General features: G+C 68.7%; 22 protein-coding genes and 1 pseudogene. 11 read left to right on the top strand and 12 right to left on the bottom strand.

Going from position 1 to position 19,419, the window contains the following annotated elements:
• On the top strand, positions 1-558 hold a 558-nt coding region (locus tag AX690_RS19885; RefSeq protein ID WP_156449737.1), incomplete at its 5' end, for an NUDIX hydrolase.
• Between the two features lie 58 nt (positions 559-616).
• Positions 617-1,666, top strand: a complete 1,050-nt coding sequence (locus tag AX690_RS19890) for a S41 family peptidase (RefSeq protein WP_066683639.1) — start codon at positions 617-619, stop codon at positions 1,664-1,666.
• Here the strand turns inward: AX690_RS19890 and AX690_RS19895 are convergent, their stop codons facing one another.
• Complete coding sequence (locus tag AX690_RS19895; protein WP_066683640.1) at positions 1,667-2,521, bottom strand: acyl-CoA thioesterase II; 855 nt, start codon at positions 2,519-2,521, stop codon at positions 1,667-1,669.
• Positions 2,522-2,603: 82 nt separating this feature from the next.
• Here AX690_RS19895 and AX690_RS19900 point away from each other — a divergent pair, with 82 nt between their 5' ends.
• Positions 2,604-3,518, top strand: a complete 915-nt coding sequence (locus AX690_RS19900) for a histone deacetylase (protein ID WP_066683679.1) — start codon at positions 2,604-2,606, stop codon at positions 3,516-3,518.
• A gap of 71 nt (positions 3,519-3,589) precedes the next feature.
• Here AX690_RS19900 and AX690_RS22480 read toward each other — a convergent pair whose 3' ends face one another.
• The 4 genes from AX690_RS22480 to AX690_RS19910 form a co-directional block, all read right to left on the bottom strand.
• Positions 3,590-3,688: a hypothetical protein gene (locus AX690_RS22480; RefSeq protein ID WP_082769767.1), complete on the bottom strand. Its 99-nt coding sequence runs from the start codon at positions 3,686-3,688 to the stop codon at positions 3,590-3,592.
• 95 nt (positions 3,689-3,783) lie between these two features.
• Entirely contained in the window at positions 3,784-3,993 is a 210-nt protein-coding gene (locus AX690_RS22485; RefSeq protein ID WP_082769768.1) for a DUF2256 domain-containing protein, read from the bottom strand.
• Positions 3,990-4,415 (bottom strand): PaaI family thioesterase, encoded by a 426-nt coding sequence (locus AX690_RS19905; protein ID WP_066683641.1) that lies wholly within the window; start codon positions 4,413-4,415, stop codon positions 3,990-3,992. The genes AX690_RS22485 and AX690_RS19905 overlap by 4 nt, the downstream gene beginning before the upstream one ends.
• Positions 4,412-4,912 (bottom strand): PaaI family thioesterase, encoded by a 501-nt coding sequence (locus AX690_RS19910; protein WP_066683642.1) that lies wholly within the window; start codon positions 4,910-4,912, stop codon positions 4,412-4,414. Before AX690_RS19910 ends, AX690_RS19905 begins: the two co-directional genes overlap by 4 nt.
• Positions 4,913-4,952: 40 nt before the next feature.
• Here AX690_RS19910 and AX690_RS19915 point away from each other — a divergent pair, with 40 nt between their 5' ends.
• A complete protein-coding gene (locus tag AX690_RS19915; protein ID WP_082769769.1) occupies positions 4,953-5,981 on the top strand; it encodes a ligase-associated DNA damage response exonuclease in 1,029 nt (342 codons plus the stop codon).
• On the opposite strand, the gene AX690_RS19920 is transcribed toward AX690_RS19915, so the two are convergent.
• Positions 5,957-7,129: a citrate/2-methylcitrate synthase gene (locus tag AX690_RS19920; protein WP_066683644.1), complete on the bottom strand. Its 1,173-nt coding sequence runs from the start codon at positions 7,127-7,129 to the stop codon at positions 5,957-5,959. The two genes, AX690_RS19915 and AX690_RS19920, sit on opposite strands and share 25 nt — an antisense overlap.
• A 74-nt stretch (positions 7,130-7,203) precedes the next feature.
• Between AX690_RS19920 and AX690_RS19925 the strand changes: the two genes are divergently transcribed.
• The 5 genes from AX690_RS19925 to queG all read left to right on the top strand — a co-directional run bounded on the left by AX690_RS19925 (position 7,204) and on the right by queG (position 12,691).
• Complete coding sequence (locus tag AX690_RS19925; protein WP_066683646.1) at positions 7,204-8,289, top strand: citrate synthase/methylcitrate synthase; 1,086 nt, start codon at positions 7,204-7,206, stop codon at positions 8,287-8,289.
• A gap of 56 nt (positions 8,290-8,345) precedes the next feature.
• On the top strand, positions 8,346-9,275 hold the full coding sequence (locus AX690_RS19930) for a cation diffusion facilitator family transporter (protein ID WP_066683647.1): 930 nt from the start codon (positions 8,346-8,348) through the stop codon (positions 9,273-9,275).
• Between the two features lie 31 nt (positions 9,276-9,306).
• Positions 9,307-10,764 carry a D-glycero-beta-D-manno-heptose-7-phosphate kinase gene (gene rfaE1 / locus AX690_RS19935; RefSeq protein ID WP_066683648.1) on the top strand — a complete coding sequence of 486 codons (1,458 nt, stop codon included), beginning with the start codon at positions 9,307-9,309 and terminating at the stop codon, positions 10,762-10,764.
• 111 nt (positions 10,765-10,875) lie between these two features.
• Positions 10,876-11,562: an FtsZ-binding protein FzlA gene (gene fzlA, locus AX690_RS19940; protein ID WP_013081179.1), complete on the top strand. Its 687-nt coding sequence runs from the start codon at positions 10,876-10,878 to the stop codon at positions 11,560-11,562.
• The gene (gene queG, locus AX690_RS19945) at positions 11,543-12,691 is read left to right on the top strand and encodes a tRNA epoxyqueuosine(34) reductase QueG (RefSeq protein ID WP_066683649.1); all 1,149 of its coding nucleotides are present in this window, start codon (positions 11,543-11,545) and stop codon (positions 12,689-12,691) included. The genes fzlA and queG overlap by 20 nt, the downstream gene beginning before the upstream one ends.
• On the opposite strand, the pseudogene AX690_RS23465 reads toward queG, so the two are convergent.
• Both AX690_RS23465 and AX690_RS19950 read right to left on the bottom strand, forming a co-directional pair.
• Positions 12,691-12,762: pseudogene (locus AX690_RS23465) on the bottom strand (peptidase); the annotation flags it as partial. The gene queG and the pseudogene AX690_RS23465 sit on opposite strands and share 1 nt — an antisense overlap.
• Before the next feature lie 13 nt (positions 12,763-12,775).
• A complete protein-coding gene (locus AX690_RS19950; protein WP_066683650.1) occupies positions 12,776-13,651 on the bottom strand; it encodes a UTP--glucose-1-phosphate uridylyltransferase in 876 nt (291 codons plus the stop codon).
• A gap of 152 nt (positions 13,652-13,803) precedes the next feature.
• On the opposite strand from AX690_RS19950, the gene AX690_RS19955 reads away from it, so the two are divergent.
• Entirely contained in the window at positions 13,804-14,301 is a 498-nt protein-coding gene (locus AX690_RS19955) for an FKBP-type peptidyl-prolyl cis-trans isomerase (RefSeq protein ID WP_066683651.1), read from the top strand.
• Positions 14,302-14,304: 3 nt separating this feature from the next.
• Here the strand turns inward: AX690_RS19955 and AX690_RS19960 are convergent, their stop codons facing one another.
• The 3 genes from AX690_RS19960 to rfbC all read right to left on the bottom strand — a co-directional run bounded on the left by AX690_RS19960 (position 14,305) and on the right by rfbC (position 17,078).
• Positions 14,305-15,507 (bottom strand): threonine ammonia-lyase, encoded by a 1,203-nt coding sequence (locus AX690_RS19960; protein ID WP_066683654.1) that lies wholly within the window; start codon positions 15,505-15,507, stop codon positions 14,305-14,307.
• Positions 15,508-15,597: 90 nt separating this feature from the next.
• The gene (locus AX690_RS19965; protein ID WP_066683656.1) at positions 15,598-16,512 is read right to left on the bottom strand and encodes an alpha/beta fold hydrolase; all 915 of its coding nucleotides are present in this window, start codon (positions 16,510-16,512) and stop codon (positions 15,598-15,600) included.
• Between the two features lie 2 nt (positions 16,513-16,514).
• Positions 16,515-17,078 (bottom strand): dTDP-4-dehydrorhamnose 3,5-epimerase, encoded by a 564-nt coding sequence (rfbC, locus tag AX690_RS19970; RefSeq protein ID WP_066683658.1) that lies wholly within the window; start codon positions 17,076-17,078, stop codon positions 16,515-16,517.
• A gap of 36 nt (positions 17,079-17,114) precedes the next feature.
• Between rfbC and AX690_RS19975 the strand changes: the two genes are divergently transcribed.
• The gene (locus AX690_RS19975) at positions 17,115-18,140 is read left to right on the top strand and encodes a glycosyltransferase family 2 protein (protein ID WP_066683660.1); all 1,026 of its coding nucleotides are present in this window, start codon (positions 17,115-17,117) and stop codon (positions 18,138-18,140) included.
• Here the strand turns inward: AX690_RS19975 and argE are convergent.
• Complete coding sequence (gene argE, locus AX690_RS19980; RefSeq protein WP_066683662.1) at positions 18,137-19,312, bottom strand: acetylornithine deacetylase; 1,176 nt, start codon at positions 19,310-19,312, stop codon at positions 18,137-18,139. The two genes, AX690_RS19975 and argE, sit on opposite strands and share 4 nt — an antisense overlap.
• Positions 19,313-19,419 lie beyond the last annotated feature (107 nt).

The raw sequence follows: 19,419 nt of genomic DNA on the forward strand, positions 1-19,419 counted from the left end.
TCCCGCCACATCCATAAGGATCGCTGGATCAGCGTCCGCGCCGACGACTGCGTCACCGACGAGGGCGCGGTGATCGCGCCCTACTACGTCCTGGAATATCCCGACTGGGTCGAGGTGGTCGCGCTCGACGCCGACAACAACGTCCTGCTGGTCAGGCAATACCGCCACGCTCTCGGCGACATTTCCACCGAACTTCCCGCGGGCGGCATGGATGCTGGCGAGACTGATCCCGTCGCGGCGGCCCGGCGTGAACTCCTGGAGGAGGCCGGATGCGCGGGAACCCTGACTCTCGTGGGCGAGACCCGTCCCAACGCCGGCACCCACACCAACCGCACGCACATCATCCTGGCCCGCGATGTCGTGAAGGTCGCCGAACCCCAAGACGAGCCCAGCGAGCGGATCGAGAGCGTCTGGGTTCCGCTCGCCGAGGCGATCCGCATGGCCCTGGCCGGCGAGATCACCGTCGGCATGCAGGCGGCCTCGCTGCTGCGCGGCCTGGCGGCGGCCGGCGTGGCGAGGGTCGAGCCAGATAACAAGAAGGTCATGACGCAGCCTTAACTGGCGCGCGCGCCGGTCCGATGCGACTTCCCCCCGCGAGCTTTGTCGAGGGGACTCCATGCGCATCCTGCCTATCACGGCCCTGGCCGTCGCCCTGGCCTTGGCCTCGCCGGCCTCCGCTGATGAAACCCTGAGCGCCAAGAACGCCGGACGGGTGGTCGATGCGCTGATCGCCGACTTGAACGGCTATTTCGATCCGGCCAAGGCGGCCGAGGTCCAAAAGGCGTTGCGCGCGCAGCGCGGGGCCCTGATCCAGATCCATGACCGTACGGCTCTGGCCGAGGCGCTGAGCGCGATCACCCTGAAGGTCTCCGGGGATCAGCATCTGAAGGTCTCGGTGGCCACCAGCGACGCCAAAGTCGCCCAGATCAGCGACGCCGAGCAGGCGTTGATCGACCAGCGCATCGCCTATGGCCTGATGGCCATCCGCCGCCTGCCGGGAAATATCGGCTATCTGAAGCTCCGCTATTTCGAGCAGGGACCCGAGGGCGCCCGGTTGATCGACGCGGCCATGGGCCTGCTGCAATATTCCGACGCCCTGATCATCGATCTTCGCGAGAACACCGGCGGGGGCGGCGCGTCCGACGCCCGGTTGCTAGGCCATCTCTCCCGCACGCCGCTGGTCATGGCCCAGCTGCATTGGCGCACGCCCGACGGCAAGGCGGAGATCGAGCAGCGAAAGGTCGACACGCCGGAGGCGGGGCCGCTCTATGCCGACAAGCCGATCTTCGTGCTGACCGGAAGCCGCACCTTCTCGGCGGCGGAGGGCTTCGCCTACGACATCCAAGCCAACAAGCGCGGCCTGTTGATCGGAACGCGGACGCGCGGCGGCGGCAATCCCTCCAACCGTCCGGCCCCGCCGCTTGGCTTCGGGCTGACGGTCTTCGTGCCCAACGGCCAGGCGATCCACCCCTTGACCGGCAAGGGCTGGGACGGCGTCGGGGTTCAGCCCGACGTCGAGACGCCGCTCGAAGGCGCCCTGACCGAAGCCTATCGTCGCGCTCTGGCGGCGGCTAAGCCCCTGGTCTCGACGCCAAGATCGGAGAAGGAGCGCGCCGACGCGATCGCCGATCCCGCGGCGGCGCTGTTGGCCGACCAGAAGCTCTAGCTACTTCCGCACCCGCATCAGGCATTCCTGGGCCACCGAGGCCAGGAGCTTGCCGTCCTTGCTGAACATCTGGCCGCGCACCAGGCCGCGACCTTGCGAGGCGCTGGGGCTGTCCTGCGCGAACAGGGTCCAGTCGTTGAAGTTGAACGGGTGGTGGAACCACATGGCGTGGTCCAGGCTGGCGCCCTGCAGGCCCGGCGTCGTCCAGATCAGGCCGTGCGGACGCAGGGCGCTCTCCATGAACGCCATGTCCGACGCGTAGGCCAGAGCGGCCTGCTGCATCTTGATGTCATCGCCCAGCGGGGCCTTGGCCCGCATCCAGACATTCTTGGTCCCCGACTTCTGGACCGGGGCGACCGGGTTCTGGGGATCTTCCCAGCGCACGTCCACGGGGCGCGGCTTCTTGGCGTGGGCCAGCATCTTGGGATGAATCTGGTCGCCCAGGCTTTCCAGGAACTCGACCTCGGTCATCAGGGTCTCGGGATCGGGCGCGCCGGGCATCTCCGACTGGTGCTCGAAGCCGTCTTCCGGGGTCTGGAACGAGGCGGCGAGGTTGAAGATCTGCTCGCCGTGCTGGATCGCCGCGACCCGGCGAGTCGTGAAGGTGCCGCCGTCCCGCGCCCGCTCCACGTCGTAGAGCACTGGCGCGTTCACATCGCCCGGGCGGATGAAATAGGCGTGCAGCGAGTGACAGATCCGATCCGGCACCGTGCGATAGGCGGCCAGAAGCGCCTGGGCGATGACCAGGCCGCCGAAGATGCGCGGGAAGCCGTCGTTGGGGCTGGTTCCCCGGAACAGGTTCACCTCGATCGCTTCGAGGTCGAGGATGTCGGCGAGGTTTTCGGTCGTCTGCATGGCGCAGTGCGATAGGCGCAGGCGTGCGCCGCCGCAAGTCGTCACCTTGCGTCAGGCCGTCGCGGCGCCCATCGTGATAGCGATGTCCCGCCCGCCGCCGATCGTCCACCACCCCGCCTTCCGCGCCGAGATGCCGGCGGGCCACCGCTTTCCGATGGACAAGTTCTCGCGACTGGCCAGCGTGCTGGAAGCCGAGGCCGTCCCCGGGCCGGACGGGTTCGCGCGGCCCGAGCCGATCGACGCCGAGACTCTGCGTCTGGCCCACACCGAGGACTACGTCCGCGGCGTGATCGAACTGTCCCTCCCACCCGACGTCGTGCGGCGGATCGGCATGCCCAATACCGAGAGCGTCGCCACGCGGGCAAGGGCGGCGACAGGCGGCACCCTGCTGGCGGCGCGCCTCGCCCTGCAGCACGGGATCGCCTGCAACACCGCTGGCGGCAGTCACCACGCCTCGGCCGAGAGCGGGGCGGGCTTCTGCGTCTTCAACGATGTGGCGGTGGCCGCGCGGCGGCTGCAGGCGGAGGGGGCGGTCAGCCAGGTGCTGGTCGTCGATCTCGACGTCCACCAGGGCGACGGCACGGCGCGGATTTTCGAAGGCGATCCCAGCGTCTTCACCTTCTCGATGCACGCCGAGAAGAATTTCCCGCACCGCAAGGCCGTGAGTGATCTCGACATCGAGCTCGCCGACGGGACCGGCGATGAGGCCTATCTGGCGAAGCTGGGAGAGATCGCGCCGGCGCTGCTCTCCAGCGTCCGGCCCGATATCGTCTTCTTTAACGCGGGGGTCGATCCCCACGCGGACGACAAGCTGGGCCGGCTATCGCTGACCGACGAGGGTCTGGCGCGACGGGAGGCCTATGTCCTGGGCGCTTGTCTTGCTCTTGAGATCCCCGTGGTTGGGGTCATCGGCGGCGGCTACGACGCGGACATCGATCGCCTGGCGGGCCGCCACGCCATCCTGCATCGGACGGCCAAGTCTCTGTATTCTCGGTAGTCTTCTAGTTCGCCATCCCCGTCGGCGCGGCTCTCGAAGGAGCGGCCCGACGGAGGTTAAGCGGCGATCACTTACAGGCTCTGGGCGAGCGAGCCGGCGATGATGACGAGCGGCAGAACCGCGAGAACGAGCGAGGCGACGCCGGAAACGGCGGTGGTCTTCATGGTCATGGTCTTGATCCCTTTTTGCTCCGGCCGCCCCGTTGGCGTCCGGTGATCAGGGATATAGGCCCGCCCCTTGGTTGCTGCACGTTACCTTTGCTTCATTACGCCGATTTTAAGAAGGTTATCACGCTCAATTCGCATTGCGAGGGTGTAATTTTACGTGATCGGCACGAGACAGAACAATATTTCACCGCTTCCCAGTCCTTTGCCCACTTCTTTCGCCACGTGAACGGGCGGCCGCAGGTTAGGCAGGTCTTTGACGGCAGGTCGCCTTTGGCGACCGCCTTCCCGCCCTTCCGCGAAGGTTTCAAGCGCCGTCCTCGCTGGGCGCGACCAGGAAGAGGCCGCGCAGGGTGGCGATCGGGGCCGAGCGGGTCTCCTGCCAGGCCTCGACGTGGACGTTGGCGATCCGTCGGCCCAGCTTCTTGATGCTGGCGCGGGCGTAGGTGGTCAGGGGGCGTCCCGAGCGCAGGTACTCGATCGAGACGTCGATCGTGCGCGGCTGGCGCTTCATCGGCGCGGCGGCCGAGAGCTGCGCCAGCGCCGTCATCTCCATGAAGGCGCCCAGGACGCCGCCATGGATGGCCGGCAGCATCGGATTGCCGACGATGTGCTGGGCGAAGGGCAGGATGGCGGTCATCTCGTCCCCGGCCAGCTCGGCGCGCACGCCCAGGAACCGCGCATAGGGGATGGAGTCTAGCATCGAGACCAGGCGGCTGTCGGCGTCGCTCATTGGTCGGCTCCTCCGGTCTGGGCGCGGCTGGCCCGCGATGGCTTGAGGTTGGCGCCCGGCTTCTTGCCGGCGCTGGAGTCGAGCATGAAGGTCGCCTGGGCGGTCGCCACCGGATCCTCAGGATCGCGGTCGTAGGCCACGGCGCGAACGAAGGCGACCGAGCGGGTCAGCTTGTAGCAATGGGCGCGCGCCAGGATGTCCAGCCCGGGTTCGGCGGGACGCATGTAGTCGATGCGCAGGTCCAGGGTGGCGATCGAGGTCCACGCCTCCAGCGCCGCGTGCACCGCCTGGCCGCTGGCGTGGTCCAGCAGCGTCGTGACCACGCCGCCGGCGATCACGCCCGTCTCGGGGTCGCCGACGATCTCCGGACGGTAGGGAACCTTCAGCAAGGCCATGGCCTCGCCGATCTCCAGCGTGGAGAAGCCCAGGGCCCGGGCTTGCGGACTGCCTTCGTTCATCGCCGTGGCGATCAGGCGGCTTTGTTCATTATCGCTCATGCCGTCTCCCTCGATGGGGATAGGCTTAGCCCGTTAGGCGTTGTCATATCCAGCCGTGATCAAGCCCGAAGATCTTCTCTGTCCCCGGCCTGGAGGCCTCTACTGCCCGCCGGGGGACTTCTACATCGACCCGGTCCGTCCCGTGGACCGGGCGGTGATCACCCATGGGCACTCCGACCACGCCCGCGCCGGTCATGGCGTCGCCGTCGCCACGCCCGAAACCCTGGCGATCATGGCCGCCCGCTATGGCGAGGACTTCGCCGGGCGGCGCGAGGCGGTGGCGTATGGCCAGACCTATGCCCGCGATGGCGTGGAGGTGACGCTAGTCCCGGCCGGCCACGTCCTGGGCTCGGCCCAGGCGGTGGTGCGCTGGAAGGGGCTGACCATGGTCGTCTCCGGGGACTACAAGCGCCGGCGGGATCCGACCTGCGCGCGCTTCGAGCCCGTGCCCTGCGATGTCTTCATCACCGAGGCCACCTTCGGCCTGCCGGTCTTCCGCCATCCCGACGACGCCGGGGAAATCCGCAGCCTGCTGGCGTCGGTCGAGCAGTTCCCCGAGCGCTGCCACATCGTCGGCGCCTATGCGCTGGGCAAGGCCCAGCGGGTGATCCGGCTGCTGCGGGAGGGTGGCTGGGACAAGACCATCTTCGTCCACGGCGCGCTTGAGCGCCTCAATGCGCTCTACGAAGCGCACGGCGTCGAACTCGGTCCGCTCGCCCCGGCGACCGCGTCCGGCCCCAAGGAGGCCTTCGCCGGCCAGATCGTCATCGCGCCGCCCAGCGCCGTCGCCGATCGCTGGTCGCGCCGCTTTCCCGACCCGGTCGACTGCTTCGCCTCGGGCTGGATGCGGGTGCGGGCCCGGGCTCGCCAGCGCGGCGTCGAGCTGCCGCTGATCCTGTCCGATCACGCGGACTGGGACGAACTGACCGGGACTCTGTCGGAACTTCGCCCCGGCGAGGTTTGGATCACCCATGGCCGCGAGGAGGCGCTGGAGCGCTGGTGCGAGCTGGAAGGCCTGCCAGCGCGCGCCCTGCGGCTGGTCGGCTATGACGAGGAAGAGGGCGAATAGCTTTCCGGCGCGGGGCCGATATAGCGCGCCCTGGGGCGGATCAGGCGGCCGCTCTGCAGCTGTTCGATCGCGTGGGCGGTCCAGCCGGCGCTCCGGGCGGTCGCGAACAGGATGAAGGGGGCGTCCGCTGGGAGGCTCAGCGCGCGCGCCAGGCTGACCAAGGCGAAGTCGATATTGGGCGACAGACCGGTGGCCCGTTCAGTCGCGGCGCGCAGATCGGTCAGAAGGGCGGGGGGCTCGAACGCCGCCAGCAACGCCGCGGCGCGAGGATCGCCATCCGGATAGAGCGGGTGATCGAAACCCGGCATGGACGCGCCTTGCGAAAGACGCGCGGCCACGGCCTGGGCGGGATCACGTCGCTCGGCCTCCTCGACGAAGGTCTCGACCCGCGCCGCCATGCCGCCGTGCAGCGGTCCGGAAAGCGCCGAGAGCCCGGCGAGACACGCCGCCGATAAGGATGCGCCGGTCGAGGCCGCTACCCGCGCCGCAAAGGTCGAGGCGTTCAGTTCGTGATCCGCCAGCAGCACCAGGGCGCGCCGGACGAGATCCGCCCCCCTAGCGTCGAGGCCCCAGGCTGCCGCGAAGCGCAGGTGGGCAGGACCTTCGCCGGCTTGGCCGGTCGCCGCATCGACGATCGCGTCCAGGAGATCGGCGGCTTCCATCGCCAAGGCCAGGGGCGCGCGACCTCGGGCCGGCGGCTCCCGCCCCGCTCTCGTCGCCAAGGTCAGGAACAGGCGCTGGCGGGCGGTGTCGCCAATCAGCGGCTCGATCCGGCGAGCGGCCTTCAGGGCGACCCCGTGTCCCCGCCGCAGCAGGCGAGCGACGTTCTCCAGCATCAGGCCTTGCTCGGCGAGGTGGACGGCGTCGCGGCCGCGATACCAAAGCCGTCCTCCGGCGACGGTCGTGATCGCCGAAGGTAGGACGGGCTCGCCCCAGGCGATGGCCTCGGCGGCGACATCGGCCGCACGCCGACCGCGCGCTTTCTTTTGAGCCAGGGCGGCGACGTCCGAGGCGCGATAGAGGCTGCGGCGGGGGTCCTGCGGATGGGCCGTCGCCTCGATCCGGCCCCGGCTGACATAGGCGTAGAGCGTCTGCGGCCGGATCCCTAGCCGCTCGAGAACCTGTTCGGCGTTCATCCAATCGGCCATATAGATTGATTATATTGATCAAGATTGACAATCAAGGTGGGCGAGCGCCTTTTCGCGATGAAAGGAAACCGCACATGTCCGATGGTCTTGAAGGCGTCGTCGCCGCCCACACTGTCCTGTCCGATGTCGATGGCGCGCGGGGGCGCCTGGTGATCCGCGGCTACGCCGTCGAGGATCTCTCCGGGACCACGCGCTACGAGGACGCCGCCCATCTGCTGTTCGATGGCTTCTTCGAGGACGCGCCCAACGATCTCGCGCCCGCCTTGGGAAAGGCCCGGGTTCGCGCCTTCGCCGAGGTCGCCGCCCTGGACGAAGGCTTGGCGCGGCGTGATCCGGTCGAGGCCATGCGCGCCCTGCTGGCGCGCCTGCCCGACGGCGACGACCTCTCGACGGCCCTGCTGCTGATCGCCGCCCCCGCCGTTTTCACCCCCGCCGTGCTGCGTGTCGCGGCCGGCCAGAGCGCCGTCGCGCCTGATCCGTCCCTGTCCCACGCCGCCGACATCCTGCGCATGACGCGTGGCGCGCCAGCGTCGGACGCCGAGGCCGCAGCCCTGGACGCCTACCTCGTCACAGTCTGCGATCACGGCCTGAACGCCTCGACCTTCGCGGCCCGTGTCGTCGCCTCCACACGCGCCGGCCTGACCTCGGCGACGCTGGCGGGGCTCTCGGCGCTGAAGGGGCCGCTACACGGCGGCGCGCCGGGACCGGTGATCGAGATGCTGGATGCGATCGGCGCGCCGGCCAACGCGCGGCCCTGGCTGGAGAAGGCCCTGGCGCGCGGCGACCGGCTGATGGGTTTCGGCCACCGCATCTACCGTGTCCGCGACCCGCGCGCCGACGCCCTGAAATCGGCCGTGCGCAAGCTTGCCTCGGCGTCCAGCGCCCTGCCGGGACGGCTGGCCTTCGCCGAGGCGGTCGAGCAGGCGGCGCTGGAAATCCTGCGCGAGCACAAGCCGGACCGGCCGCTGGACACCAATGTCGAGTTCTACACGGCGTTGCTGCTGGAGGCCCTGGGCCTGCCGCCGGCCAGCTTCACCTGCGTCTTCGCCATGGGCCGCGTCGCCGGCTGGATCGCCCACGCGCGCGAACAACTGGCGGGCGGACGCCTGATCCGGCCGCAGTCGGTCTATGTCGGTCCGGAGCCTCGGGTCGCCGCCTGAAGCGTCGCGAGTCGTTCGCGCTGGGGCTTGGCGGGCCGCCTTGCTAAAAGGCGGCCATGTCGCCCTCCGCCGCCTCGCCCGAAGTCCGCGCCGCCACCCGCCGGGTCGCTCTGCTGTCCGTGGCGACGGCGACCATCCTGATCGTGGTCAAGGCGATCGCCTGGGCCGCCAGCGGCTCGGTCGCGATCCTGGCCTCGCTGTCGGACTCCGCGCTCGATCTCGTCGCCTCGCTGATCACCGTCTACGCCGTGCGCTACGCCGCCGAGCCGCCGGACGCCGAGCACCGCTTCGGACACGGCAAGGCCGAGGCCTTCTCCAGCCTGATGCAAGGCGGGCTGGTCTTCGCCTCGGGCGCGTTGATCGGGCGCGAAGCGATCAACGCCCTGCTGCATCCGCGTCCGGTCGAGCACGGCCTGGCCGGCGTCTTGGTGATGCTGATCTCGATCGGCCTCACGCTGGCCCTGATCACCGCCCAGACCCGCGTCGTGAAGGCCAGCGGTTCGATCGCCATCTCGGGCGACCGCGCCCACTACGCGGCTGACCTGGCGTCGAACGCGGTCGCCCTGGTCGGCGTCGGCGCGGCCGCGTGGCTGGGCTTGCCGTGGCTGGACGCCGCCGCCGGTCTGCTGGTGGCGCTATGGCTGATCTGGGGCGCGATCGGCGTGTTCCGCGAGGCCTCGGGTCAGCTGATGGACGAGGAGCTGCCTGAGGAGGACCGCACGCGGATCGTCCAGCTGGCCACGGTTGACCCGCGCGTTCTGGGCGTCCACCAACTGCGCACCCGCGCTTCGGGGCCTTACGTCCACATGCAGATGCACGCCGACCTGGCCGCCGATATCTCGCTGGCCGAGGCGCATGCGATCATGGTCGCCGCCGAGAACCGACTGCTCGAGGCCTTCCCTTCGGCCGACATCATCATCCACCCCGACCCGCGCGGCCTCGCCGAAAAGCACGGCGGCGTCTTCGCCGAGAGCGTCGAGGGTTGAGTTTTCGGGGCGGAGCGGTACGGAACTCCGCATGAACGACACCCTCGCCCACCTGCCCCGCGCCTTCGCCGGCAAGACCGTGCTGGTCCTCGGCGACGTGATGCTGGATCGCTTCGTCTATGGCGCGGTCGACCGCATCTCGCCCGAGGCGCCGGTCCCGGTGATCGCGGTCGAAAAGGAAACCGCTATGCTGGGCGGGGCGGGCAATGTCGCGCGCAACGTGGCCGCCCTCGGCGCCAAGGCGGTTCTGGTCGGCTTGGTCGGCCAGGATGACGCCGGCGCGGCCCTGCGCGGCATGATCGACGCCGAGGCGGGCCTCGAGGCTGAGCTGATCGCCGACGCCAGCCGCCGTACGACCGAGAAGGTTCGCTACATCTCCGGATCCCATCAGATGCTGCGCGTGGATCGCGAGGACCGTGCGCCGGGGGATGGCGCGGTGCTGCTGGCGGCCTTCAAGGCCCGGCTGGCGACCGCGGACGTCGTGGTGCTCTCCGACTACGCCAAGGGCGTGCTGACCGACGCGGTGGTGCGCGAGGCGATCGCGGCCGCCCGCGCCGCCGGCAAGCCGGTCATCGTCGACCCCAAGAGCCGCGACTTCGCCCGCTACGACGGCGCGACCCTGATCAAGCCCAATCGCAAGGAGGCCGCCGAGGCCACCGGGATTGTCGACAACAGCGACGAGGCCTCCGAGGAGGCCGGCGCGGCGATCCTCGCCATGGCTCCGGCGCTGGAGGCCGCTCTCATCACCCGCGGTGGCGCGGGCATGACCCTTTCCGTGCGGGGCGAGGCGCCTGTCCATCTTCCGGCGACGGCCGTGGAGGTCTTCGACGTCTCCGGAGCGGGCGACACCGTGGCTGCTACGCTCGCCCTGGCCGTGGCGGCCGGCGCCAGCCTGGCCGAGGCCGCGCACCTGGCCAACCTGGCCGGCGGTCTGGTGGTCGCCAAGCTCGGCACCGACGTTGTCACCGCCGCCGAACTGACGGCGCGGGCGGGCTCGCAGCAGGGCGAACCAGGCGAGATCAAGATCGCCGACCTCGCCCAGGCCCGAGAAATTGTCGAGGGCTGGCGGGCGCGCGGCCTGAAGGTCGGCTTCACCAACGGCTGCTTCGATCTGCTGCACCCTGGCCACGTCTCGCTGCTGTCCCAGGCCAAGGCGGCTTGCGACCGGCTGATCGTCGGCCTCAACACCGACGCCTCGGTCTCTAAGCTCAAAGGCCCGACTCGCCCGGTCCAGAAGGAGCAGGGCCGCGCGACGGTGCTGGCCTCGCTATCGTCGGTCGATCTCGTCGTGCTGTTCGACGAGGACACCCCGCTGGCGCTGATCAAGGCGTTCAAGCCGGATGTTCTGGTCAAGGGCGCGGACTATACCGTCGAGACCGTGGTCGGCTCGGACGTCGTGCTGGGCTATGGCGGCAAGGTTCTGCTCGCCGACCTAAAGCAAGGCCAGAGCACAACGGCCCTGATCGGCCGCATGAACGCGAAAGCTTGATCGAAACCGCCGCGCAAAAGTCTGGTTTTCCTGAGTAATCGCGGTTCAGCAATCTCTTGTTAAGCAAAACGGCGCATCGCTCTTTCGATGCAGCCTGAGCGCACCTAAGGCATGAGCGTCGAACGCACCCTTCACCATTTCCCCCTGGATCCCGCCTCGCGACAGGTGCGTCTGGCGCTGGGCGAGAAGCGTCTGCCGTTCGTTGAGGTCCAGGTCCGCTACTGGGAAATGCCGCCCGAGTTCTCGGCGCTCAACCCGTCGGGCCTGCCGCCGGTGCTGGTCGAGACGCGCAACCAGCGCACCGTGACCGCCTGCGAGACCCGCGCCATCCTCGAGCACATCGAGGAGACCGAGCCGGAGCCGCCGCTGCTGGGCCGCGATCCGGCCGAGCGGGCCGAGGCGCGCCGACTCCTGCAGTGGTTCGACCGTAAGTTCGACAACGAGGTCAACGGCTTCCTGCTGCACGAGAAGATGGAGAAGCGCCTGCTGCGGATGGGCGCGCCGGACCTGGCCGCGCTGCGCCAGGGCCGCGAGGCGCTGCGCATGCATTTGGGCTACATCGAAAGCCTGCTGCAGACTCGCGACTGGCTGGCCGGTCGCCGGATGAGCCTGGCCGACTTCGCCGCCGCCGCGCACCTGTCGGTCATCGACTATTTCGGCGACGTGCCGTGGAAGGACTTCCAGGCGGCCAAGACCTGGTACATGAAGCTGAAGTCGAGGCCGGCCTTCCGGCCCATCCTGGCCGATCGCTGGCCCGGCCTCGCGCCGGCCGCGCATTATGACGACCTCGACTTCTGAGCTGACTTCCGAAGCGATCAAGGACGAGATCCGCGCCGAGGCCCTCGCGCTGGGATTCTCGACCTGCGGCTTCGCCGACGCGGCGGCGGCCTGGCCAAACGGCGAGTGGCTGCGCGAATTCGTCGAGGCCGACCGTCACGGCGCCATGGGCTGGATGGAGGAGACGCTGGACCGTCGCTCCCATCCTACGGCCATGTGGACCGAGGCCAGGTCGGCGGTGGTGCTGGGGGTGAACTACGGTCCCGACATCGATCCGCTGGAGCAGCTGGCGCGGGCCGACCGCGCGGCGATCTCGGTCTACGCCCAGGGCGACGACTATCACGACGTCATCAAGAAGCGCCTGAAGGTGCTGGCCGGCTGGATGCACCGGCGGTTCGGCCAGGACGTGAAGGTCTTCGTCGACACCGCGCCCCTGATGGAAAAGCCCCTGGCCCAGAGGGCGGGTCTCGGCTGGCAGGGCAAGCACACCAACCTCGTGTCCCGCGAGTTCGGCTCGTGGCTGTTTCTGGGCAGCGTGCTGACGACTCTGGACCTGCCGCCAGACGCACCCGAGACGGATCACTGCGGCCGATGCAGCGCTTGCCTCGACATCTGCCCGACCAAGGCGTTCCCCGCGCCGCGTCAGCTGGATGCGCGGCGGTGCATCTCCTATCTGACCATCGAGCTCGCCGGCCCCATTCCAGCGGAGTTCCGGCCCGCCCTGGGTAACCGCATCTATGGCTGCGACGACTGCCTGGCGGTCTGCCCGTGGAACAAGTTCGCTTCGTTGTCGAATGAGGCGAAGCTCCAGGCGCGCGAAGCGCTGCGGCAGCCGTCGCTGGCCGAGCTCGCCGCGTTGGATGACGCCGAATTCCGGGCCCTGTTCTCGAAGAACCCGATCAAGCGGATCGGACGCGACCGCTTCGTGCGCAATGTGCTCTATGCGATCGGCAACAGCGGCGACGCCGGCTTGATGGCGGTGGTCGAGCCGCTGCTGATCGATCCCGCCCCAGTCGTGCGCGGCGCGGCGGTCTGGGCCGCGCGCCGGCTCTTGGGAGACGCGGCGGCGGCGCTACGAAACGCCGAAGTTGATCCGGAGGTTCTGGCCGAGTGGGCAATCCTCCCCCCAGCGGGGGAGGTGTCGCCTTAGGCGACGGAGGGGGAAGAAACCGGATAACCCGGACTTCCCCCTCCGGCCTTCGGCCGCCTCCCCCGCTGGGGGGAGGATTTATTCTTAAGCCTTCAGGGCCGCTTCCACCGCCGTGCGCGCGGCGGCGCCGAGATCGGCGCGCTTGAGGGCCAGGGCGACATTGGCGCGCAGCAGGCCAATCTTGTCGCCGCAGTCGTGGGTCACGCCGTCGTAGACGTAGGCGTGGAAGGGCTGTTGCTGCATCAGCTTGGCCATCGAGTCCGTCAGCTGGATCTCGTTGCCCGCGCCCTTCTCCTGGCTGGCCAGCAGGCCGAAGATCTCGGGCTGCAGGATGTAGCGGCCGGCGATCGACCAGTTCGAGGGCGCCGTGCCTTGCGGGGGCTTCTCGACCATGCCGGTCATGGTGGCGACGCGGCCGTCGACCTTGCCTGGCGCGACGATGCCGTACTTGTGGGTCTCGCTGGCGGGGACTTCCTCGACGCCGATGACATTGCCGCCGCCGACCTTGTTGTAGATCTCGATCAGCTGGCTCAGGGCCGAGGGCTCGGCGTCGACGATCACGTCGGGCAGCATGACCGCGAAGGGCTCGTCGCCGATGATGTCGCGGGCGCACCAGACGGCGTGGCCTAGGCCCAGCGGGGCCATCTGGCGCACGAAGCTCATCTCGCCCGGCTTGGGCAGCTCGGCGCGCAGTTGGTTGAGGATGTCGGTCTTGCCCTTGGCCTCAAGCTGGGCTTCGAGCTCGATCTGGTGGTCGAAATAGTCCTCGATCGCGCCCTTGGAGCGGCCGGTGACGAAGACGAAGTGCTCGATGCCGGCCTTGCGACCTTCCTCGACGATGTAGGACAGGATCGGCCGGTCGACGACGTTCAGAAGCTCCTTCGGCGTGGTCTTGGTGCCGGGGAGGACGCGGGTGCCCAGGCCGGCGACGGGAAGGACGGCTTTACGAACGGGTTTCATGAGCGGCTCGTCTAGTGTTGGGACGCCGTTTCTAGAAAAGCTGGCGACCGAAAGCCACCACTGTTCCGTGAAATCGTTGGCATATTGGGTTGGAGGTGGAATACCGCGCTGTCCGTGCTAGCTGGACGGCCAGCTTCGCCTGAGGTTTTCCCATGATCCGTCGCGCCCTTCTCGTAACCCTTGCCGTCGCCGGCCTGACCCTGGCCGCTTGCGGACCCAGCAAGCAGGCGCAGGAGAACCTCGCCGCCGCCGACGCCTTCATGGCCAAGAACGCCAAGGAGCCGGGCGTTGTCACGCTGCCCCAAGGCCTGCAGTACAAGGTCGTGCGCGAAGGTCCCCAAGGCGGCATGCATCCCACGACCGCCGACGAAGTGAAGGTCCACTATGAAGGGAAGCTGCTGGACGGCACGGTGTTCGACTCAAGCTACGAGCGCGGCGTGCCGGCGGTGTTCCCGCTGGACGGCCTGGTGCCGGCCTGGGTCATCGCCCTCCAGCGCATGAAGGCTGGCGACGAGTGGATCCTCTATGTGCCGCCGGCGCTCGGCTACGGCGCTCAGGACAAGGGCCCGATCCCCGGCAACAGCGTGATGATCTTCCGGATCGAGCTCTTGGACGTGAACCGGATCGGTCCCGGCAAGCCTAAGGAATAAGGCTTAGACGGCGCGGGGCGGGTAACCGCTCTCGCGCAGGGCGTCCATGACCTCCTGGGTGTGCTGGGCGTCGCGGGTCTCGATCGTGATGTCGAACTCCGCGCCCTTGGCCGGGACGTCCAGCGCCAGGCGGTTGTGGTTCACCTCGATGATGTTGGCGCCCATCGCGCCGATCACGCTGGCGACCGTCGACAGCAGGCCGGGGCGGTCGTCGCCGATGATCCGCAGGGAGGCCAAGCGCTGGGCGCGCACCAGTTCGCGGGTCAGCACCGAGGCCAGCAGACGGGTGTCGATATTGCCGCCGCACAGGATCAGACCGCACTTCTTGCCCCGGAACCGTTCCGGATAGGCCAGCAGGGCCGCCAGAGAGGCCGCGCCCGCGCCCTCGGCGATGGTCTTTTCGACGTTGCAGTACAGCGAGACGGCCTGCTCCAGGTGCGGCTCCTCCAGGAGCAGCACGTCGTCGATCAGCGGGCGCACGACGCCATAGGTCAGGTCGCCGACCTGCTTGACGGCCACGCCCTCGGCGATGGTCTGGCCGCCGCAGTGGGCCGCGACGCCGCGCATGCGGGCGGTGAAGGACGGATACATGGCCGGCTCGCAGCCGATGACGCGGATATCGGGCTTAAGCGCCTTGGCCGCCGTGGCGACGCCGCTGATCAGACCGCCGCCGCCGATCGGCACCGGCAGGACTTCCAGGTCCGGCGCGTCCTCCAGCATCTCCAGGGCGATCGTGCCCTGGCCGGCCATGATGTCGTAGTCGTCGAACGGGTGGACGAAGGTCAGGCCCTGCTCCGCGCACAGCTTGCGCGCATGGGCGTTGGCGTCGTCATAGGTTTCGCCCTCGATGACCACCGTCGCGCCGAAGTCGCGGGTGTGCTGGACCTTCACGAAGGGCGTGGTCTTGGGCATGACGATGGTCACCGGCACGCCGAGGCGCGCGCCGTGATAGGCCAGGCCCTGCGCGTGATTGCCGGCGCTGGCGGCGATGACGCCTTTGGACTTTTCGGCCTCCGACAGCAGCATCAGCTTGTTCAGCGCGCCGCGCTCCTTGTAGGCGGCGGTGAACTGCAGGTTCTCGAACTTCACCCACACCTCGGCGCCGGTGATCTTCGACAGGGTCTTGGAGTGGCGGCACGGGGTGCGCTCGATCTGACCCTTCAGGCGGCCGGCGGCGGCTTGGATGGCGGCGAGGTCGAGGGTCATCGGTTCAGCACTCTGTCGCGGCGAAGAACGGGCCGTGGCCGGGCTCTAACACGGCCAAGCCGCCAAACACACCCCCTTGGGCCCACCCCTTTAGGGCGCCGTTTCGAGGAGGTTTTCTATACCCGCCCAAGCCTCGGGCTCGGTGAGCATCGGCGCATGGCCGACGTTCGGGACCTCCGCATAGGCCATGTGAGGGGCGGCGGCGCGCATGCGTTCGGCGATGGCGGGGTCGATCAGATCCGAGATTCCGCCTCGGACCAGCAGCAGTGGGCGGTCCTTCGCCAGGGCGCGGAACAGCGGGTACATGTCCGGCGGGGCCAGCGCCTGGCCGCCTTCGGCCTGGGTCTTGGCGGCCATTTGGGCGGCGGCTTCGGCGGCCGCCTTGATCGGCGCGGAGATGTCTGGATCATAGGCCAGGACGAAAGCGCCGTCCTTTTCGTCGAACAGCCGGTGGGCGAAGACGTCCCAGTCTTCCGGGCCGTAGCTCGGGAAGGCCGCTTCGTTGATCGCCTTGGCGTAGGCGACAGCGTCGACCCAGGTCTCGAAATGGCTCGCAAGCCCCGTATAGCCGGCGATGCGGGCCAAGCCGACCGGCGACAACTCGGGTCCGACGTCGTTCAGCACGGCTGCGGCGATCGCCTGAGGCATGATCGACGTCAGCACCATGGTGATCAGGCCGCCCATGCTGGTGCCGACGAACACCGCCTTGTCGATCCCGGTCGCCTGGAGCAGCGCCACGATGTCGGCGGCGTAGGTTCCCGGATGGTAGTTCATCGGGTTGGGGTCGCGGGCCGACAGGCCGCGCCCGCGCACATCGACGGCCAATACCCGGCGTCCCGTGGCCGCGATTCTCGGCGCGAGGTCCTCGAAATCTCGGGCGTTGCGCGTCAGGCCATGGATGCAGATCACCGGCAGCTTTCCCGCCACGTCCTTGGGCGCATAATCCCGGGCGTGCAGAGGCAGGCCTTCGGAAGAGGTCCAGAAGAAGTCGGTGAAGTCCTGCATCATCAGCCCTCGTAGACGAACGGCGAGTCGATCTGCGCCAGCAGCGGCGCGGCGTTGTCGCGGTCGTTGGCGGTGATTTCCGAAACCGGGATCGGCCAGTCGATCCCGATCGCGGGATCGCTCCAGCGGACGCCGCCCTCGGCCTGAGGCGCGTAGTAGTCGGTGACCTTGTAGAGCACCTCGCAGGCGTCGGTCAGGGTGACGTAGCCGTGGGCGAAGCCCTTGGGCGCCAGCAGCTGCTGGCGGTTCTCGGCCGACAACTCGGCGCCGACCCACTGGCCATAGGTCGGCGAGTCTTTGCGGATGTCGACCGCGACGTCGAAGATCGCCCCGACCACGCAGCGCAGCAGCTTGTCCTGGGCGTGCGGCGGCTTCTGATAGTGCAGGCCGCGCTGGATGCCGCGGGTCGTCGAGCGGACATGGTTGTCCTGCACGAACGCCGCCTTGAACCCGGCTTCCTCCAGCGCCGACTGACGGAAAGTCTCGGAAAACCAGCCGCGCTCATCGCCATGGCGCGCGGGCGTGATAAGCAGCACTTCGGGGATCGCCAGCGGCGTGATCTTCATGACGCGTACTTCGATGTGAGAAACGACTGGCCACCGATGCCGCCTGAGACGATGGAACACAAGAGCGGCCCGGCGGTCACGGTGGTGATCGTCTCCTACCAGAGCGGCCCGACCCTGGCCGAATGCCTGTCGCGGCTCGAGGCCCAGACCTTCCGCGATTTCGAGACGATCCTGATCGACAACGCTTCGAGCGACGGCGCGCCGCAGGCGGCGGCCAAGGCTTATCCATGGGTCGATTTCGTCGAGGCCGGCGCCAATCTCGGCTTCGCCGCCGGCAACAACCTGGCCGCTCGCCGGGCCAGGGGGCGATGGCTGGTCCTGCTGAACCCGGACGCCTATCCGGAACCCGACTGGCTGGAACAGTTGATGGCGGGCGTGGCGCGGCACCCGGCTGTGAAGAGCTTCGCCTCGCTGCAGCTGTCGGCCGACCGACCCGGCCTGCTCGATGGCGCGGGCGACAACCTGACCAGCGCCGGCATTCCGTTCCGAGGTGGCTACGGCCGTCGTGAGCCCGCGGATCTCCCCGAGGGCGAGGTGTTCTCCGCCTGCGGCGCGGCCATGCTGATCGACCGCCAGCTGTTCCTCGATGTCGGCGGCTTCGACGAGCGCTACTTCTGCTACTGCGAGGACGTCGACCTGGGCTATCGCCTGCGCCTGATGGGCCAGCCGACCTTGCTGCTGCCGAAGGCGAAGGTCGCCCACGTCGGCTCGGCCAGCACGGGCGTGCGCTCCGATTTCGCCATCTTCCATGGCTCGCGCAACCGCGTCTGGACCTTCCTGAAGAACACGCCCGGCTGGCTGTTCCCGGTCACCTTGCCGCTGCACGTGGCCGTGACGGCTGGCCTGCTGCTGCTGCACTGGCGGCGGGGCGACGTCGCCCCCGCTATCCGAGGGATCAAGGCGGCGCTAAGGCGTGACGACCTTGACGCGGTCATGGCCGATCGCCGCGCGATCCAGGCCAGGCGCAAGGCCTCGCCTGGCGCGATCCTGCGGGTGATGTCGATCGATCCGGCGGCCTTCATCGGCCGGCGGTTGGTGATCCGCAAGGCGCGGGGCCTTTAGACGGACAGATCCTCGATCAGTCGGCGCATGAAGGCAGCGCCGCGCTGCATCTGGCTGATCTCTACATATTCGTCGGGCTGGTGAGCCTGATCGATCGAGCCGGGTCCGCAGATCACGGTCGAGAAGCCCGCGCCCTGGAATTGCCCCGCCTCGGCGGCGTAGGGAACGACGCGGGGCGGCCCGTTGTCGCCGGCCAGCTTGCGCGCAAAGGCCTCGGCGACGCCGTCCTCTTCCGGCGCGAAGGCCGGGGTCAGGGAGCGGCGCTCTATTCTCACGCCGCCTTCCGGCGCCTTGGCCTTGATCTCGGCGTCCATCCGCTGGGCGGCCGCGAAGAAGTTGGCCAGCAGCGCTTCGGGGTCCATGCCCGCCGGCGTGCGCAGGTCGAAGACGAAGACGCACTCGCGCGCCAAGATGTTCACGGCCGTGCCGCCGTTGATCTGGCCGACGGTCAGGGTCGCGCCCTTGGGCGTGAATGGCGAGTTGGGGTCGGCTTCGCGCTCCAGCCGCTCGGAAAGCGCAACCAGCATCGCCATCAGCTTGATGGCCGCCATGTTGGCCGAGACGCCAAGGTGGGTCAGGCTGGAATGGGCTTCGCGGCCCGTGACGGTGACGATGAAGCTGGCGATGCCCTTGTGGGCGCGCACCGCGACCATGTCGGTGGGCTCGCCGACCACGACGAGGGCGGGACGCGGCGTCTCGCGGGCGATGACCTCGATCATGTCCGGGGCGCCCAGGCATCCGACCTCCTCGTCATAGGAGAAGGCCAGATGGACCGGCTTGCTCAGCGTCGCCTTGGCCAGGTCTGGCGCGACGGCCAGCGCCAAGGCCAGGAAACCCTTCATGTCGCAGGTTCCGCGGCCGTAGAGGCGACCATCGCGCTCCGTCAGGGTCCAGGGATCGCTGGACCAGGGCTGGCCATCGACCGGCACGACATCGGTATGTCCCGACAGCACGACCCCGCCTTCCACCGCCGGGCCGATCATCGCCATCAGGTTCGACTTGGTCCCGTCCGCGCTGGGCACGCGCCTGGAGGGCACGCCGAGGTCGGCGAGATAGGCTTCGACCCACTGGATCAGCTCCAGGTTCGAGCGCCGCGAAGTGGTGTCGAAGGCCACCAACTTGGCCAGAATGTCGATGGCGCGGTCTGAGAGGACTTCTGAGGAGGAAATCATCAGCCGAACCTAGACCCGTTCCTCCCCTTGCGCCTACCCAAAGGCGCGCCGTCGCCTCACGTTGGTTTTCGACGGGGCATGGTTGTGTCGGCCTGAGGGCTGTTGGG

The sequence above is a fragment of the Caulobacter sp. CCH9-E1 genome (genome assembly GCF_001556515.1).
Taxonomy (GTDB): domain Bacteria; phylum Pseudomonadota; class Alphaproteobacteria; order Caulobacterales; family Caulobacteraceae; genus Caulobacter.